Consider the following 16,038-nt stretch of genomic DNA (forward strand, 5'->3'; position numbering starts at 1 on the left):
TGTGGGATCTGTCGGCTGGCGGCTTCTGGAATTCACGACGTCAGCGGACCTGGGTCGAGCGGAGGACGCCCAGCCGGACGGCCTCGTCCAGCACCAGGTTCGCCATCGTGGCCGCGCCGTACTCGGAGAAATGGGTGTTGTCACCCTTCTCCCGGGTCAGGAAAAGCCTTTCGGACGCGGAGGCGCCCAGTTGTTCGACCAAGGTCGCCGACAACGAGGTGAGGTCGATCAACGGGGTGCTTTGCGCGCGGGCGACGGTTTTCATCTCGTTGGGCAGGTTCACGCCGAGTTCGTTGACGTGGCGCGCGGTGCCGGTGAGGTGACCGGTCGAGCCGAACAACCGGCGGACCGGCGGCGTCACCAGCACGGGCGCGCCGCCCGCCGCGCGCACGTCGCGCACCATGCGGGTGAGGTTGTCGCGGAACGCCGAAGCGGTGGTCCGCTTGTCGTTGTGGCCGACCTGGATCACGACCGTGTCACCCGCGCGCGTCTGCGACCGCACGGCGGGGAACAACACCGCGTTGGACAGCACCGAACCGGAGCTCTCGCCCGAGTCGCCGTAGTTGGCCACCGACAGCCCTTCGCGCAGGCGGGCGGGCAGGGCCTGCCCCCAGCCGGCGTAGGGGGCGACGGGCTGGTCGCACACGGTCGAGTCACCGACCAGGAACAACGCCGCCGGCCTGACCTGCTTGAGCGTGATCGCCTCGACCGCCGGGGAACGGCCGTCGAACACCAGCGTCAGCCCCGGCGTGCCCGTGCCGCCCTGGCCGGTGGGCTGCCCTTCGGGCTGCCGGACGTTGACCGTGATCACCCGATCGGCGAGCTGACCGGCGCCGGTGTCGACCGCGGCCAGCACCCGACGACGCGCCTCGGCCGTGACGCCGGTGTTGGCCGCACGGGACGAGCTGCCCAACCGGACCGTCACGTCGTAGTGCCCCGGCGCCACGTCGTAGCGGCAGGTGATCGGGCCGGTCCCCGTGCAACCGGCCGGTGCGGCGTTCGCCGGAGCGACACCGAGGGCGGTGAGCGCGCCCGTCGCGAGCGTCACGGCCAACGCCGAGCGCAGGACGGTCAGTCGAGTGGCCATGCGGGTGCTCCTTGCTGCGGTTCGACCGCACGTCGAGAGGGCTTTCCCCGGCGGATGTTCGCGTCGAATTCGCGCCGCCGTCAATGGCCGCATCTCGTATGGAGAACCTGTCGAACAGAAGCCGGAGCAGCGCTGATACCGCGATCTGGAAAGCGCTATCCAGCACACGGGGTCGACCGTCCGAGGAATGTTCGACGAAAGCGGCCGTTCGCCGCACCGCCACTCGACCGACGCGCCGGCTACTGGTGGACGCCCGTCAGGGCGAAGAACTCCTGCCGCGAACGGGCGTCCTCGCGCAGCACGCCCTGCAGGGTCGAGGTCACGGTGCGCGCACCGGAGGCGCGCACGCCGCGCAACGACATGCACATGTGCTCGGCCTCGACCACCACACCGATGCCGCGCGGCGCGAGGTGGTGGCGCAGCCAGTCGGCGACCTGCTTGGTCAGCCGTTCCTGCACCTGGAGGTCACGGGCGAACAGCTCGACCACGCGGGCGAGCTTGGACAGCCCGAGGATCCGTTCGCCGGGCAGGTAGCCGACGTGGGCGACACCGTGGAACGGCAGCAGGTGGTGCTCGCACAGCGACTGCACCGGTATGCCCCGCACCAGCACGAGTTCGTCGTAGCCCTCGTCGTTGGGGAACGTCGTCAGGTCGAACTCGCGCGGGGTCAGCATCTCCGCGTAGGCCTGCGCCACCCGTTCCGGCGTGTCGGCGAGGTGCTCCGAGGCCGGGTCCCGGCCCAGGGCCACCAGCAGGTCGGCCACCGCCCGTCGCGCGGCCTCCACGTCCACCCCACCCCGCCCGTGGACGACTTGCAGTCGCCGGGACGGGTGGTCGGCCGCGGCCGGAACGCGCGACGGTTGCGGCGAGGGCGTGCTCATGCGGCCGGTCCGCGGCGGCCCGGCGCGTACCGGGCGGCCAGCCTGGCCAGCGCCACGGCGGCGACCAGCAGGCCGAAGTCGCGCAGCGCGACGTCGTAGAACCCGGGGATGGTCAGCAGGGTGACGATGATCCCGGCCAGCCAGGCCGCGACGAGCAGCCCGCCGAACCGCGGCGCCACCGCGACCGCGACACCCGCCACGACCTCCACCACGCCCACGGCGTACATCGCCTGCTGCGCGGTGCCCGGCACGATCCCGTCGATCCACGGGGCCAGGTAGGCGGGCCAGTCCACGAGCAGGTTGGCGAACTTGTCGAGGCCGAACAGCACGGGCGCGACCGTGAACACCGTCCGCAAGGCCAAGAACGCCTGGTAGGCGGGGTCGGATCGCAGCGTCTGGCTCGTCGGCCGGACGCCGGACACTTCGGCAGCCATGTCTCCTCCTTCTATCGACAACTTCCGCTAACCTTAGAAGTCCGCCCGACGTTTCGTCAATGGAAGTTGGTTTTAGAGATGGCCGAAGCCGACCCGGCCTGGGCGTCGCACGTCTCCGCCGTCGCGGCGCTCGACGAGCCGACCCGACGCCGGCTGTACGACTTCGTGGTGCGCCGACCCGCGCCGGTGAGCCGCGACGAGGCCGCCGAGGCGGTGGGGGCGCCGCGCACCACGGTCGCGTTCCACCTCGACCGACTGGTCTCCGAAGGACTGCTGGAGGTCGTCCACGAGCGCCGCACCGGGCGCACCGGACCCGGCGCCGGACGACCGGCCAAGCTGTACCGGCGTTCCGCGGCGCACATCGCGGTCTCGCTGCCCGACCGGCGCTACGAACTGGTCGGCCTGCTGCTCGCCGACGCCCTCACCGAGGCCGACGCGACCGGCGAACCGCCGCGCGCCGTGCTCCACCGACGTGCGCGCGACCTCGGCCAAGACCTGGGCCGCACCTCGCGCGACAACGACGACGACGCGGACATCGGCACCGACGCCACCGCCGACTCGGCCGACGACGGCCGGCGCGCCGCCGTGCGGGCGCTGGAGAGCTTCGGTTTCGAACCGCGCACCTCCGACGCGTCCATCGTGCTGGGCAACTGCCCCTTCCACAGCCTGGCCCGACGGCACACCGAACTCGTGTGCGGCATGAACCTGTGCCTGCTGGAAGGGCTCCTCGACGGACTCGCCACCACCGGGCTGACCGCCCACCTCGCGCCGGCGCCCGACCGGTGCTGCGTCCGCCTCGACCCCGCGGACGACACCGCGGAGTGAGCTTTCGGGCGCCACAAGGGGATTTGCCGCGGTGGGGCAGCACAATCGAATTCATTCGAATGACGGCGGGTCCCGACCTGGTGGCACGGGGTGCGGGTACGCGCCGGCAGAAAGTGGCCAACCGCCACACTCTTGACACCCCAGCGTGTTTGCTCGCACACTATTAGCGCCACAAATGTTAGCGCAAACATCGGTGGCCGCACTCCGCCGGAACGCCGTTGGCGCCAGTCGACGGCGTCGCACGCTGGGCAATTCCCGATGAGTCGTCGGCGTTTCGCCTTGCGGCGTGGTGCCAGTCGTCGACATTTCCGAGGAGATCAACGATGAACTCTTCACCCTCCCGCCGCAGACGCCATGCCCGTGTCGCGGCGGCGGCGACGTGCCGCACCCGGCGCCCACAGGCCTCCACACCGTGACCACGCCGGACTCGAACGCCCGGACCGTCCACATCGGACGGTGACGGGCGTCGTCACCGCGTGAACCCGGCCGCCGGCAACGGCTCCCGTTCCCCGCACCGGCCCCACCACGGGCTGATGTGCGCGTTAACACCACACCACGTCACGGCGGCAGCCGCGCAGCGCCCGATCCCCGTCCCCCACCGAGGAGATCATCCGTGAACAGACCGCCGAAGGTCCTCCGCCGGCTGGCCAGGCTCGGCCTCGCGGTGCTCACCGCCGCCGGCGCCGCGGTGGCCGTCGCACCGCCCGCGCAAGCCGCGCCCGGCTACGTCTACACGACGTTCAAGGGAGACGCCGCCGCCGACCAGGAGCTCTGGGTCTACTCGTCGTCCAACGGCACGAACTTCAGCGTGCTGGCCGACACGAACTACCGCGGCCCGTCCGGCGTGCTGCGCGACCCGAGCGTCATCCAGCACAACGGGCTCTACTACATCGCCCACACCGTCCAGTCGTGGACCACGAACTCCACGCACTTCAACATCGCCTCCAGTCCCGACCTGGTCAACTGGACGCACGTGGCCAGTGTGAACTCCGGCGTCGCGAACACGCGGTTCACGTGGGCGCCCGAGTTCTACGTCGAGGCGGGCACCGTTCGGATCATCGTGAGCATCTCCCAGACGACGTGCTCCGACTGCTTCCGGCCCTACGTCTTCACCGCCCAGAACAGCGCGCTGACGTCCTGGAGCGGACCGCAGCAGATGGGCGGCCTCGGCTACAACTACATCGACACCTACGTGGTGAAGTCGGGCAGCACCTACCACGCCTTCACCAAGAACGAGACCACCAAGTACATCGAGCACTGGACCAGCACGAGCCTCACCGGCGGGTGGGGCAACCGGGGGCAGCTGTGGACCTCGGGCTACGAAGGGCCGGCCGTGCTGCGGATGAGCGACGGCTCCTGGCGCATCTGGATCGACAAGTACACCAACGGCGGCATCTGGACGGCCACCAGCTCGACCCTGGACTCCTGGTCGGGCCTGAGCCAGATCACGTGCCCCGGTTGCCGCCACGGCACGATCCTGCCGGTGGCCGACGTGCCCGGCACCGCGCCGGACTACCGCGTGACCAACCGCAACAGCGGCAAGGTGATGGACGTCGTGTCGGCCTCCACCGCGAACAACGCCGAGATCAGGCAGTGGACGTGGAACGGCGGCGGCAACCAGAAGTGGCAGTTCCAGGACGCCGGGAGCGGCTACTTCCGCATCGTCAACCAGCAGAGCGGCAAGTGCCTCGACGTGGCCGGCGCCTCCACCGCCGACGGCGCCAACGTCATCCAGTACACCTGCGGCAGCGGCACGAACCAGCAGTGGCAGTGGCAGGCGACCGGGAGCTACTTCCGGATCGTCGCACGGCACAGCGGCAAGTGCCTCGACGTCGTCGACTCCGGCACCGGTGACGGCGCCGACATCCAGCAGTCGGCCTGCGGCAGCGGCGTCAACCAGCAGTGGAGCCGTACCCAGGCCTGACCGGCAAGTCGATCTAGTGATGGGACACTTCATGAGACTGATCACGGCATCTGATGGCTACTCATCAGGACCACCGCGAGGCACTCGGTCGCTGCGCCGGTCGATCGCCCTGGTGGCGACCGCGCTCACCGCGGCGACGGGCCTCGTCGTCTCGGCGCCGCAGGCCGATGCCACCACCAGCCAGTTCCGGGGCATGAACTGGGCGGTGATGGGTGACAACTTCAGCACCAGCGCGCTCGTCGTGCAGGGCCTGAACATGTCCGACAGCAACGCGACGGTACGGGCCAAGGCCAACGCCCTCTATGACGACATGGCCGCCACCCTGGGAATCAACACCGTCCGGCTGCCCATCAACACCCACACGGTGTCCAACACGACCTGGTGGAACGCCTACCGCGGCGCCATCGACGCCGCCACCGAACGCGGGTGGAAGGTCATCCTCGCCTATTGGGAGGACGGCGCGGCCTCCGGCGGCAGGATCACGAACCTGGCCGCGTGGAACTCGATGTGGTCCAGCGTGACCAACACGTACGGCTCGAACAGCAACGTCTACTTCGAGCCGATGAACGAGCCGCACGGCTACTCGTCGACGGACTGGCGCAACGTCGCGGCGAACTGGCTCAGCTACCACACCTCCGCGGTGCCCGGCCGGGTGCTCATCGGCGGCACCGGCTTCAGCCAGGACCTGCGCGACATCTGCAACGACAGCCGCTTCAACTCGACGCTGCTGTCGTTCCACTACTACGCCTTCTTCTACGGCGCGATGACCTACGACCAGTTCCGCAGCCACATCCAGACGCGTCTGGGCAACTGCGCGTCCCGCGCGGTCGCGACCGAGTTCGGCGCGCCGATGTCCACCGGCCTCAACTACAGCGACCCGAACAGCTCCGACAACTTCGTGCGCTACATCCGTGCCATCGCACAGGTCATGCGTGACAACAAGATGGGCGGCACCTACTGGCCCGCCCTCGGCGGCAAGTACAAGGACAACCTCGGTTACGACTGGTACTCGATGTACGCCCTGAGTGGCAGCGGCACCAATCTCAACCTCACCATCCGCAACCCGTCGGGCGCCGACCGGCTCCGGTACGCCTTCGGCGACGGCACGACGAACCCGCCGCCCACGGGCTACCGGATCGACGTGCGCCACAGCGGCAAGGCCATGGGCCTGGCGCAGGCGACCGCCGACAACAGCGCACGCGTCGGCCAGTACACCTACGGTGGCAACGCGTGGCAGCAGTGGGAGTTCCAGGACGCCGGCAGCGGCTACTCGCGCATCGTCAGCCGGCACAGCGGGAAGTGCCTCGACGTGGTGGGCGCGTCGACCGCGGACGGCGCCGAGCTGGTCCAGTACACCTGTGGCAGCGGCACCAACCAGCAGTTCCAGATGGTGGCGAGCGGCAGCTACTTCCAGCTCCGGGCCCGGCACAGCGGCAAGTGCGTGGACGTGCCCACGGCGTCGACCGCCGACGGCGTGGTCCTCAAGCAGTACACCTGCAACACCGGCACCAACCAGCAGTGGTCGCGCACGGCCGTCTGACGGTCGTCCCGACATGACCGCGGCCCTCGTGCCCCCGTCACCGAGTTCGTGCTCGGTGACGGGGGCACGTGGTCGCGCGTGGTCAGCCGGGAGTCGGCGTCGTCGGTGACCGGTCTGCGGCTTCCCAGCGTTCCCGCAGGTCGGCGGGGATGGTCAGGGTGGTGGACTGGCCGTTCGTGAGGTTGCGGACGCTGCCGCCGAGCAGCAGCGCGCCGGCGCGGTCGAGGATGGTGGTGGCCAGGGCGCTGCGGTCCTCCGAACGCTCCAGCGCCCGCACCACCCGGGTGCCCGCGTTCGCGACCCGGCGCCAGCCGCGCGAGTCCGGCACCTCCATCCAGTCGGCGACCTCGGGGTTGACGACCTGGCGGACCATGGCCGCGATGATGCCGTCGAACACCTTGCCGGGGAACAGCTTCTCGTACACGTCGAGCAGGTGGCGGGTGAGCACGACGCCCTCCGGTGACGGCCCGTAGGCGGCCTCGACCACCGCGGTGCTCAGCTCGCGGGCCTCGTCGAGCGATTCGGGCAGGGCTTCGACGGGCACGCCGAGCATCGCGCCGGTGACGCGCCAGACGTAGTAGTAGTCGGCGGCCTCGGTCTCGGTGACGGAGATGCCGAGGCGGCGCATGCCTTCGATCACCTGCACGGAGAAGATGAGCAGGGTGCCGACCATGTCCTGCTGGCACACCGGGACGCCGTCGGCGGCGACGTCCCAGCGGCCCGAGGCGGTGAGGAAGTGGCGGACGGCGGCGTGGATGAGGCGGGTCTTCTGGATGGTCGGCACGAACGCCCCGCCGGAGCCGAACGCCTCGCGGCCCATCATGTTCATGACGAACTGGGAGGTCTCGGACAACCGCCGGTGCGGCTGGGCGAGGCCGTGCGTCAGCGTGAGCGCCCGTGACGCGCGCGGTTGGGCGTAGCAGTTGACCATCGAGCCGAACGTGAGCACCGACGCGACGTGCACGCCGTCGTCGACGAAGAACTCGTAGGCCCGCGCGATCCGCTCGGGGTCCACCCACGCGGGCGGGTCGTCGGTGGCGACCAGGAACGCGCGCACCGACTCCGGCAGCTGCTCGGGGATGGGCTGGTCGTTGGCGCGGAAGTGCTCCAACACCTCGTTCACCGCGCCCACCCGGTGCGTGCCGACCAGGTCGGCGACCACGGCGTCGGCGAGCGGGTCGCCGTGGAACTTCAGTGCCTCGAAGGAGGCGGTGTCGATCATGGGGGGAACCAGCTTTCACTTGCAGGTGAGTCCAGCTCACTCCACGTGTCGGACGCACACCAGAACACGATCAGGTGACGCAGTCGCCCGAAGCGCTACTGGGAGTGGGCTGCCCGCACAAAACGGACCCGAAAGGGGTCCTCCGGTCGGTGGCAGGCCGCACAGGTCTCAGGACGCCCGTTCCAGCCGGATCGAGCGCACCTCCGGCAGGAGGAGGATCGCCGCGCTGCTGAGCACCTGCCAGCCCGCGGCGGCCAGCAGCAGGGTGGCGATGCCGACGGCCTCGGACACCGGGCCGGCCAGCGCGAGCCCGACGGGACCGAGCGCGTACGCGCCGAGCAGCTCGTAGGCGCTGACCCGCGACAGCACCGCTTGCGGCACCAGCCTCTGCTCCGTCGTGCGCCACAACGCGTTGAACGCCCCGGTGCTGAACCCCACGGCGAACGCGGCGGCCACGATCAGCGACAACGGCGCCCGCGAGGCCAGCAGGACCAGCACGCCCACCCAGGCGAGCTGGAGGAACGCGATGACCAGCAGCGTGCGGCGGATGTGCAGGCGCAGCAGGACCACGCCCGCGAGGACGGCTCCCGCGCCCTGCGCCGCGGCGATCGCGCCCCAGGCCGAGGCACCGCCCAGGTCGCTGCGCGCGATCACCGGCCCCAGCACCAGGAACGGCGCCACCACGACCAGGTTCCACAGCGCCAGCTGGACCACGCCGACCCACAGCCAGCGGCGGGAGCGGAACTCCGTCCAGCCCTCCCGCAGGTCGGTGAGCAGCCGGCGTCGCGCGCCGCCGGTGCGCGACGGCACCCGCACACCGGCGAGGAAGACCGCGCTCACCAGGTAGCTCGCGCCGTCGGTCACCAGCACGACCCCCGAGCCGCCCACGGCCACCAGCACGCCCGCGACGGCCGGACCGGCCACCTCCGGCACCGCCTTGGCCAGGGCCAGGAACGAGTTGGCGCGCTGGAGCTGGTCCCCTGCCACGAGGTCCGCGGGCATGGCGGCCAGCGCGGGCTGGTAGAACGCGGACGCACCGCCGCGGACGGCGGCCAGCAGGGCCATCGACCACAGCTCGGCCGTGCCGGTGAAGACCAGCGCCGCGAACACGAACTGCGCCGTGGCGGACACGAGGTCGGCGCCCACCATGACCGCCCGGCGCGGCACCCGGTCCGCCAGCACGCCCCCCGCGACCAGGAACACGATCGTCGACACGACGCCCGACGCGAACACCAGGCCGAGGTCGGTCGCCGACGCCCCGCTGTCCAGCACGGCGAACGTCATGGCCACCGGCGCCATCGACGACCCGATCAACGACGTGGCGTAGCCCAGGAAGAAGCGTCGGAAACGCTTGTCCACCAGCAGTTCGCCCGCGTCGCGCCACTGCCCTCGGCGTGGTCGCGCACCGGTGGCCGCCCCCGGTCCGCCGTCCTGCCCCTGCCCATCCCGGGCGGAACGATCTTCTAAAGCCACGCGCTCCAACATAGGGGAACCCGGCGGACGCGTGTCGTCAGCCCAGGGCCATCCCCGGCAGCGCGACGCCCACGTTGAAGTCCTGCCGCGTGGGGAGCACCGTCCTGAAGTCACGCAGTTCGTGGTACGGGTCGGGTGGCGGCGGGGGCAGCGGGAACGGCCGGCGCAGCCACCACCAGAGGAGCCAGAACCACCGGTCGACGCCGCACCACCCGAGGTAGAGGTAGTCGTTCCCGCCGTAGACCAAGCCGTGTGGGCCGCCGGCGAGGTGCGAGCCCGGAGGGCTGATGACCCACGGCTCCGGATAGGGGCGCCACGCGTCGGTGGCCGCTCTGATCGCGCCGTCCGCACCGGCGTAGGTGACGACGAACTCGCCGGTCGGGGCCGTGGTCGCGGCCAGGTGCGCGCCGATCGGCACCGCACCGGCGCTGGAGAGCGCCACCACCGGCTGCGGCGTGAGGCCCGAGAAGGGAATCCGCCACAGCCGCCCGTCGACGCCGGTGAAGAACGCCGAGGCGCCAGCCGTGCCCGAGACGGCTGCCACGGGCGAGTTCGGGGTGGCCACGTTGGCCGGGGTGGCCGCGGTGGTCGTCCACACGGCGATCGGGCCGGCGGGGCCCGTGCCGATCCGGCCCACCGAAGTGCGGATGCCGCCGTTCGCCCCGACGAACACCACCCCGAACCGGTCCGACACCTGGAACGCGGCCAGTGGCGTGGACGGCAGCACGGAGCCGGGTTGGACCAACGGCGCCGGCGGGATCACGACGGCGCCCGACCGGGAGTACAGGGCGTGGTAGACGGCGCCGTTGGCGCCGGTGAAGTGGACGTGGGTGCCCGCCTGCCCCTCGACCGCCGCGATCCTCCCGCCGGGCGGGGCCAAGCCGCCCTGGGGGTGGCGGACGAAGCCCATGCCGGAGCCACCGGCACTGGTGAACCCGGCGATCAGGCCGCCGTGGCTGCCGATGGCGAACACGGCGACGGTGCCGTCCGCCCTCCTGACCGTGCTGAGGTTGCCACCGGCCGGGCCGATCGCGGTCGGGCTGACGACGGTGGTGGAGCCGGAGCCGGCGGTGTGCAGCCTGCCGTCGCTCCCGATGTGGAAACCGGCGGGCGAGGGGTCCGCGAGCCGCGGGCCGGCCGAGGCCGATCCGACCCAGCCGATCGGCAGCGCCACGGCCGCGCCGCCCACGACCGCGGCTCGGAGCAGGTCGCGCCGGGACGGGCCCTCGGACGCGTTGTCGATGGGAATCATGGGGCCACGCTAGGAAGAGCGGGCGCTGTCCGGCGCCTTCCGGAACACGGACGGCTACCGTGAGATCGGACGGCGTGGCGGTCAGCGACTCGGGTGGGATCATGACGCAGCACTCCAGGCAGGCGTTGGACGCGTTCGTCGGCGAGCTCACCCGGTTGCGGCGGTGCGCGGGGTCGCCGTCGTTGAACCGGATCGCGTCGTCGTCGACGCTGATCGGCCACCCCCTCGCCCGGTCGACGGTGAGCGACAAGCTGAACGCGAAGTCGTTGCCCGAGTGGGACTTCGTCGTCGCCTTCGTCCGCGCCTGCCTGGCCCACGCCGACGAGGCCGGCCTGCGCGTGCCGGACGACCTGGCCGACCTGGAGCGCTGGGATGCCGCGCACTGGGAGCTGCTCGGCGCGATCGACGGTGACCGGGCGACCGATCGGCTCGCCGCCGCGGCACAGCACGAAGTGCGCCGTCGCCAGGCGCGCACCCGGTCGCCGGAGGCCGACGCGTGGGTCGTGCCGCGGCAGCTGCCCGCGCCGGTGCCCCACTTCGCCGGCCGGGTCGGACCCCTGGCCCGGTTGGCGGAGCTGCTCGCCGAGCCGCGGCACGCACCGGCGATGGTGATCACGGCGATCGGCGGCACGGCGGGCGTCGGGAAGACCACGCTCGCCGTGCACTGGGCCAACCGGGTGGCCGATCGCTTCCCCGACGGCCAGCTGTACGTGAACCTGCGCGGCTTCGACGCCGTGTCGTCGCGGGTCGACCCCGCCGTGGCGCTCCGGGGTTTCCTCGAAGCGCTGGGAGCCCCCGTGGAGCGCATCCCGACCGACCCCGACGCGCAGACCGGGCTGTACCGGAGCATGCTGATCGGTCGCCGGGTGCTGGTCGTGCTGGACAACGCCCGTGACGCCGAGCAGGTGCGACCGCTGCTGCCGGGATCGCCTGGCTGCCTCGTGCTGATCACCAGCCGGCAGCGGCTGACCGGGCTCGTCGCGGCGGAGGGCGCGCACCCGATCGTGCTGGACCTGCTGTCCGACGCGGAGGCGCGGGACGTGCTCGCGCTGCGCCTCGGCGCGACGCGTGTCTCCGCGGAGCCGGAGGCGGTGCGCCGCATCGTCGCCGCCTCGGCCGGGTTGCCGCTCGCGCTGGCGGTGGTGGCGGCCCGCGCCCAGACCTTCCCCGACTTCCCGCTGTCCGTGCTGGCCGACGAGCTCGACGCCGCCCGGTTGGACGGGTTCGCCAGTGCCGAGCCCACGATGGACGTCCGGTTCGTGTTCTCCTGGTCGTGCCGGCAGCTCGACGCGCCGACGGCCCGGTTGTTCCGGCTGCTCGGGCTGCACCCGGGCGGCGGGTTCGACCGGCACGCGGCGGCGAGCCTGGCCGGGCAGCCCGTGGCGGAGACGCACCGCCGACTCGCGGTGCTGGCCCACGCCAACCTGGTGTCCGAGCCGTCTCCGGGGCGCTACGTCGTGCACGACCTGCTCCGGGCGTACGCCGCCGAGCAGGCCGAGGCGGTCGACGAGGCACCGGACAGACACCGCGCGCTCGGCCGGATGCTCGACCACTACCTGCACGCCGCCCACGCCGCGGACCTGCTGTTGTACCCCCACCGGGACGCGATCACGTTGCCGCCCTTGCCGGACGGGGTGGCGCTGCCGACGTTCACGGGGCGCGAGCAGGCGTGGGCGTGGCTCACCGCCGAGCACCAGGTGCTGCTCAACGCGGTCGAGCTCGCCGCCGACGGCTTCGACACGCACGCGTGGCAGCTCGCGTGGTCGATGAGCACCTACCTCGACCGGATCGGCGCCTGGGCCGAGCAGAGCCGCGTCCAGCACCTCGCGGTGGCCGCGGGCGCCCGGCAGGCGGACCTGGACGCGCAGGCGCGGGCCCGGCGCAACTGGGCGGTGGCGTGCCTGCGTCGCAAGCGGTACGCCGAAGCCCACGAGCACTTGCACCTGGCGCTCGACCTCTACGACCAGCTCGGCGATCACGTCGGCGCCGCCAGGACCGTGCTGAACCTGGGCATCCTCGCCGAGCAGCAGTCCGACTTCCCGGCCGCGCTCGGCCACGCGCGGCGGGCGTTCGACCGCTTCGCGCTGGCCGGTCACGCGCACGGGCAGGCCAACGCGCTCAACAACATCGGCTGGTACCAGATCCAGCTCGGCGACTACGAGAGCGCGCTCGACCACTGCCGGCGGGCGCTCGTGCTCCAGCAGGAGATCGGCAACACGTACTGGCAGGCGCACACGTGGGACAGCCTCGGGTCCGCCCACCACCACCTCCGGCGGCACCGCGAGGCGATCCGCTGCTTCAGCCAGGCGTTGGCGTTGTGGCGGGACGCGGGCGAGCGCTTCTTCGAGGCGACGACGTTGACGCACCTCGGCGACTCGCAGCAGGCCGTCGGTGACGCCGGGAGCGCCCGGTCGGCGTGGCTGCGGGCCGCCGCCATCCTCGACGACCTGGCCCACCCGGACGCGGGTCCGGTGCGCGCCAGGCTGCACTCGGCGCCGCCGCTGACGCGGTCGGAGTCCGACGGCGCGGCAGCCCTCCACTGACGGCCGCCGGTCCGGGCTCGGGGTCGCACCCGTTTGCGGGAGCCCGAAACCGCGGCACACGGTCGGGTACCGGCACTTGATGTCCGCGCTCCGCCTGTGGGATGTTCCGCACGACGCTTCAGCTATCCGGTGTTGCCCGGCCGGAGAGGAATTCGATTCATGTCTTCTTGGCGGCGTGCCGTCCCGGTGTTGCTCCTGGCGCTCGCCTCAGTCGGGGTGGCGCCACCCGCGCAGGCGGAGACGTCCCGGCACGTGGTGCCGATCTCGTGGGCACGGGCCTTGCCGCTGGGCGCGGTCGTCACGGTCGAGGGCACGGCCACGACGCCGTCCGGCGCGTTCGAGTCGAGCTTCTTCGACCAGGGCTTCGCCATCCAGGACCGCTCCGCCGGGATCTACGTCAGCACCGCGGTCGACCTGGACGTCGCGCCGCGCGACAAGGTCCGGGTGACCGGCACGCTGCGCGACAGCTCCGGGCTGCGCGTCCTCGTCCCCACCGACCCGGCGGCGGTCCGCGTGCGCGGCACGGGCCCCGCGGTCCAGCCCCGGCGGTTGACCACCGGCGCGGTCGGCGAGGCCACCGAAGGGCTGCTGGTGCGCGTGGTCGCCACGATCACCCGGGCGCCCGCGTCGGACGAGCCGTACGGGCACAAGTTCTTCGTCGACGACGGCTCCGGTGAGCTGACCATCTTCGTCAACACCCAGACCGGCATCGACCTCACCGGCCTCGCGGTGGGCCAGACCGTCCGCGTCACGGGTTTCAGCAGCCAGTACGACACCCACTACGAGATCGACCCGCGCTTCCCGGACGACATCGCCGTCCGACGGCGGTGACCGCGCGGCCTCCGTCGAGGTGATCGTCAGGAGGGTGCGGTCCCGGCGGCGAGCAGCGTCCCCTTCGTGATCGCCAGCACGCGACCCGGGCCGAGACGGCGCAACGCGCGGATCCGCCGGGCGACCGCGACGCGCTCGACGACCTGCCCGTCGGGGTCGAGGAGGAACAGGACGCCGCCGTTGCCGGCGAGCACGAACCCGCCACGTCCCCCGTCCTCGGCCACGACGTCGCGGACCAGGGGTTGCCCCACGTCGACCCTCCACCGCACGCGACCGTCACGGGGATCGGCCACCGTGACACCGGTCCCCCGTTCCCACAGCCAGAGCAGACCACCGGCGTACCGCGGTGCGGAGGGCGCGAGCGGGCCTCCGGCCAGGACCACCTCGCTCACGGTCGCCGCCGAGGGATCGAGCCGCACCACGGCGTCTTCACCACACCGCACGACGAACCGGTCGCCTCCGACAGCCGTGAAGACCCGCTCGTGGTCGTGGTCGGCGAGCGGGCTCGGCAACGTCCAGGCGCGCAGTTCCCGCCCGTCACGTCGCCCGATCAACCGCACGCGGACACCGCCCGGCTCGCCGACCAGGAACCCACCGCCTCCTGCGGCGGGACGCGCGGTACGCACGCGGTGCTCCGATTCCCACAGGGTCCGGCCAGTGGTGACGTCGACCGCGCGCAGCGGGGTGTACCCGCGCCAGCCGCCCACGAGCACCACGTCGCCGTCCACCACGAGATGCCCGGCGAACCGGCGGAGGCCGACCTCCCACAGCTCCTCCCCCGTGTCGAGGTCCAGGCACACCAACTCGTCGGTGTCCTGTCGCAGCACCAGGCAGCGTTGCCCGGCGAGGACGACCGCCCGCAACCCCCGGCCGGTGCGCACGTCCCACCGCACCGACCCGTCCTCCGGGTCGAGGCAGACCAGCCTCGTGCTCCGCTCGCGGACCACGAGCCTGCCGGGCCCCACGGCCAGCTCCGCGCGGTCCCCGGCCTTGTGGAGCGCTCTCTCCCACCTGATCCCCACCACCGCGGGAGCCCACCACGCGGCTCCGACGTCACGCCACTCGATTCCGCGATCTCGCACGCCTGTCCCGGCCGCGGCGGGCGAGCCCGTGATGGAGGATGGACGCGTGATCGGTGACCGGTGGGGTGTGAGCGACAGCGAGGTCACGCGCGCCTACCCGTGCGACGACTTCGTCACCTCACCCGCGCTGCGGGCGTGGCGGGGCGTGGGTGTCGACGCGCCCGCCGAAGCGGTGTGGCCGTGGGTCGCGCAGGTGAGGATCGCGCCGTACGCGTACGACTGGATCGACAACCTCGGCCGCCGCTCGCCTCGCGAGCTGGTCGGCCTGCCCGAGCCCCGGGTCGGCGAGCGGTTCACCACCGCCGGCGGGCGCAGGCTGGGCCGGATCGTGTCGGTCGAACCGGGCCACCAGCTCACCGGCGCCATCATGGGCGCCTTCATGTCCTACGTCCTGGTGCCCCAGGACCGCGGCACGACGCGCCTGCTGCTCAAGGTCGTGATGGACACCAACCGCTGGACCGCCCTCGGCCTGTCGGCCGGCGACCTGATCATGGCCCGGCGGCAGTTGCTGAACCTCAAGCTGCTCGCCGAACGGCACCGGGCCGCGGACGCGGGGTGAGCCGACCGCACGAACGGCGACGGTCCGGCGCCTTCACCCGCAGGTAAGCCGCCGGACCGTCGTCCCGGAGCAGTGGACCCGCGCCTAGCAGGCGCCGTCCGACTCCCTCAGGCCCGTGTTGGCGCCTGCCGTGCGGCTCACGATGCTCGGCACGCAGTTCGCCTGGTCGAGCGTGAAGCTGTAGGGGACGCTGACCGTGGTGGTCGACTTGACGTCGGGACCGGCCGGCTTGCTCTCGCTGCCGGGCGCGGACCAGGTGACGTTGTCGAAGACGTTCCCGCTGACCTGCCAGTACCCGGCTTCGTTGGTGTAGAAGGTGCCGAGGACGTCGCGGGAGTTCTTGAAGTAGTTGTTGTCCACCTTGGCCTTCGCGCCGGCCCGGGAG

Annotated in this window: 13 protein-coding genes and 1 pseudogene; 6 read left to right on the top strand and 8 right to left on the bottom strand. The window is 71.9% G+C overall.

Annotated features, from left to right (window positions below; genetic code table 11):
* Positions 1–40: 40 nt before the first annotated feature.
* From ADK67_RS41460 to ADK67_RS41470, 3 genes are all read right to left on the bottom strand, one after another.
* Positions 41–1,087 carry a rhamnogalacturonan acetylesterase gene (locus ADK67_RS41460; protein WP_053722080.1) on the bottom strand — a complete coding sequence of 349 codons (1,047 nt, stop codon included), beginning with the start codon at positions 1,085–1,087 and terminating at the stop codon, positions 41–43.
* Positions 1,088–1,326: 239 nt separating this feature from the next.
* Entirely contained in the window at positions 1,327–1,968 is a 642-nt protein-coding gene (gene folE / locus ADK67_RS41465; RefSeq protein ID WP_082404603.1) for a GTP cyclohydrolase I FolE, read from the bottom strand.
* Positions 1,965–2,402, bottom strand: a complete 438-nt coding sequence (locus tag ADK67_RS41470; RefSeq protein WP_053722081.1) for a hypothetical protein — start codon at positions 2,400–2,402, stop codon at positions 1,965–1,967. The genes folE and ADK67_RS41470 overlap by 4 nt, the downstream gene beginning before the upstream one ends.
* 78 nt (positions 2,403–2,480) lie before the next feature.
* Between ADK67_RS41470 and ADK67_RS41475 the strand changes: the two genes are divergently transcribed.
* The 3 genes from ADK67_RS41475 (at position 2,481) to ADK67_RS41485 (ending at position 6,691) form a co-directional block, all read left to right on the top strand.
* Positions 2,481–3,227: a helix-turn-helix transcriptional regulator gene (locus ADK67_RS41475; RefSeq protein WP_053722082.1), complete on the top strand. Its 747-nt coding sequence runs from the start codon at positions 2,481–2,483 to the stop codon at positions 3,225–3,227.
* A 613-nt stretch (positions 3,228–3,840) separates the two neighbouring features.
* A complete protein-coding gene (locus ADK67_RS53100; protein WP_063797904.1) occupies positions 3,841–5,151 on the top strand; it encodes an RICIN domain-containing protein in 1,311 nt (436 codons plus the stop codon).
* Positions 5,152–5,263: 112 nt separating this feature from the next.
* Positions 5,264–6,691 carry an RICIN domain-containing protein gene (locus ADK67_RS41485; RefSeq protein ID WP_231648613.1) on the top strand — a complete coding sequence of 476 codons (1,428 nt, stop codon included), beginning with the start codon at positions 5,264–5,266 and terminating at the stop codon, positions 6,689–6,691.
* An 82-nt stretch (positions 6,692–6,773) separates the two neighbouring features.
* Here the strand turns inward: ADK67_RS41485 and ADK67_RS41490 are convergent, their stop codons facing one another.
* The 3 genes from ADK67_RS41490 to ADK67_RS41500 all read right to left on the bottom strand — a co-directional run bounded on the left by ADK67_RS41490 (position 6,774) and on the right by ADK67_RS41500 (position 10,638).
* Entirely contained in the window at positions 6,774–7,913 is a 1,140-nt protein-coding gene (locus tag ADK67_RS41490) for an oxygenase MpaB family protein (RefSeq protein WP_053722084.1), read from the bottom strand.
* Positions 7,914–8,081: 168 nt separating this feature from the next.
* Positions 8,082–9,386 carry an MFS transporter gene (locus ADK67_RS41495; protein WP_197289868.1) on the bottom strand — a complete coding sequence of 435 codons (1,305 nt, stop codon included), beginning with the start codon at positions 9,384–9,386 and terminating at the stop codon, positions 8,082–8,084.
* A 37-nt stretch (positions 9,387–9,423) separates the two neighbouring features.
* A complete protein-coding gene (locus ADK67_RS41500) occupies positions 9,424–10,638 on the bottom strand; it encodes a hypothetical protein (protein WP_053722086.1) in 1,215 nt (404 codons plus the stop codon).
* A gap of 101 nt (positions 10,639–10,739) precedes the next feature.
* Between ADK67_RS41500 and ADK67_RS41505 the strand changes: the two genes are divergently transcribed.
* Positions 10,740–13,181, top strand: coding sequence for an ATP-binding protein (locus tag ADK67_RS41505; RefSeq protein WP_053722092.1), 2,442 nt, complete (start codon positions 10,740–10,742; stop codon positions 13,179–13,181).
* Between the two features lie 159 nt (positions 13,182–13,340).
* Complete coding sequence (locus ADK67_RS41510; protein ID WP_053722087.1) at positions 13,341–14,012, top strand: hypothetical protein; 672 nt, start codon at positions 13,341–13,343, stop codon at positions 14,010–14,012.
* Positions 14,013–14,038: 26 nt separating this feature from the next.
* On the opposite strand, the gene ADK67_RS41515 is transcribed toward ADK67_RS41510, so the two are convergent.
* A complete protein-coding gene (locus ADK67_RS41515; protein WP_197289869.1) occupies positions 14,039–15,094 on the bottom strand; it encodes an outer membrane protein assembly factor BamB family protein in 1,056 nt (351 codons plus the stop codon).
* Between the two features lie 46 nt (positions 15,095–15,140).
* Between ADK67_RS41515 and ADK67_RS41520 the strand changes: the two genes are divergently transcribed.
* Positions 15,141–15,653 (top strand): hypothetical protein, encoded by a 513-nt coding sequence (locus ADK67_RS41520; RefSeq protein ID WP_053722089.1) that lies wholly within the window; start codon positions 15,141–15,143, stop codon positions 15,651–15,653.
* Between the two features lie 84 nt (positions 15,654–15,737).
* Here the strand turns inward: ADK67_RS41520 and ADK67_RS41525 are convergent.
* Positions 15,738–16,038: pseudogene (locus ADK67_RS41525) on the bottom strand (hypothetical protein); the annotation flags it as partial.

This window comes from Saccharothrix sp. NRRL B-16348, assembly GCF_001280085.1.
Taxonomy (GTDB): Bacteria; Actinomycetota; Actinomycetes; order Mycobacteriales; family Pseudonocardiaceae; genus Actinosynnema.

What these genes read in the sequence shown, in the direction of transcription:
- ADK67_RS41460 (WP_053722080.1), bottom strand. Translation starts at nt 1,087, where the DNA reads ATGGCCACTCGACTGACCGTCCTGCGCTCGGCGTTGGCCGTGACGCTC.
- folE (WP_082404603.1), bottom strand. Translation starts at nt 1,968, where the DNA reads ATGAGCACGCCCTCGCCGCAACCGTCGCGCGTTCCGGCCGCGGCCGAC.
- ADK67_RS41470 (WP_053722081.1), bottom strand. Translation starts at nt 2,402, where the DNA reads ATGGCTGCCGAAGTGTCCGGCGTCCGGCCGACGAGCCAGACGCTGCGA.
- ADK67_RS41475 (WP_053722082.1), top strand. Translation starts at nt 2,481, where the DNA reads ATGGCCGAAGCCGACCCGGCCTGGGCGTCGCACGTCTCCGCCGTCGCG.
- ADK67_RS41490 (WP_053722084.1), bottom strand. Translation starts at nt 7,913, where the DNA reads ATGATCGACACCGCCTCCTTCGAGGCACTGAAGTTCCACGGCGACCCG.
- ADK67_RS41500 (WP_053722086.1), bottom strand. Translation starts at nt 10,638, where the DNA reads ATGATTCCCATCGACAACGCGTCCGAGGGCCCGTCCCGGCGCGACCTG.
- ADK67_RS41505 (WP_053722092.1), top strand. Translation starts at nt 10,740, where the DNA reads ATGACGCAGCACTCCAGGCAGGCGTTGGACGCGTTCGTCGGCGAGCTC.
- ADK67_RS41510 (WP_053722087.1), top strand. Translation starts at nt 13,341, where the DNA reads ATGTCTTCTTGGCGGCGTGCCGTCCCGGTGTTGCTCCTGGCGCTCGCC.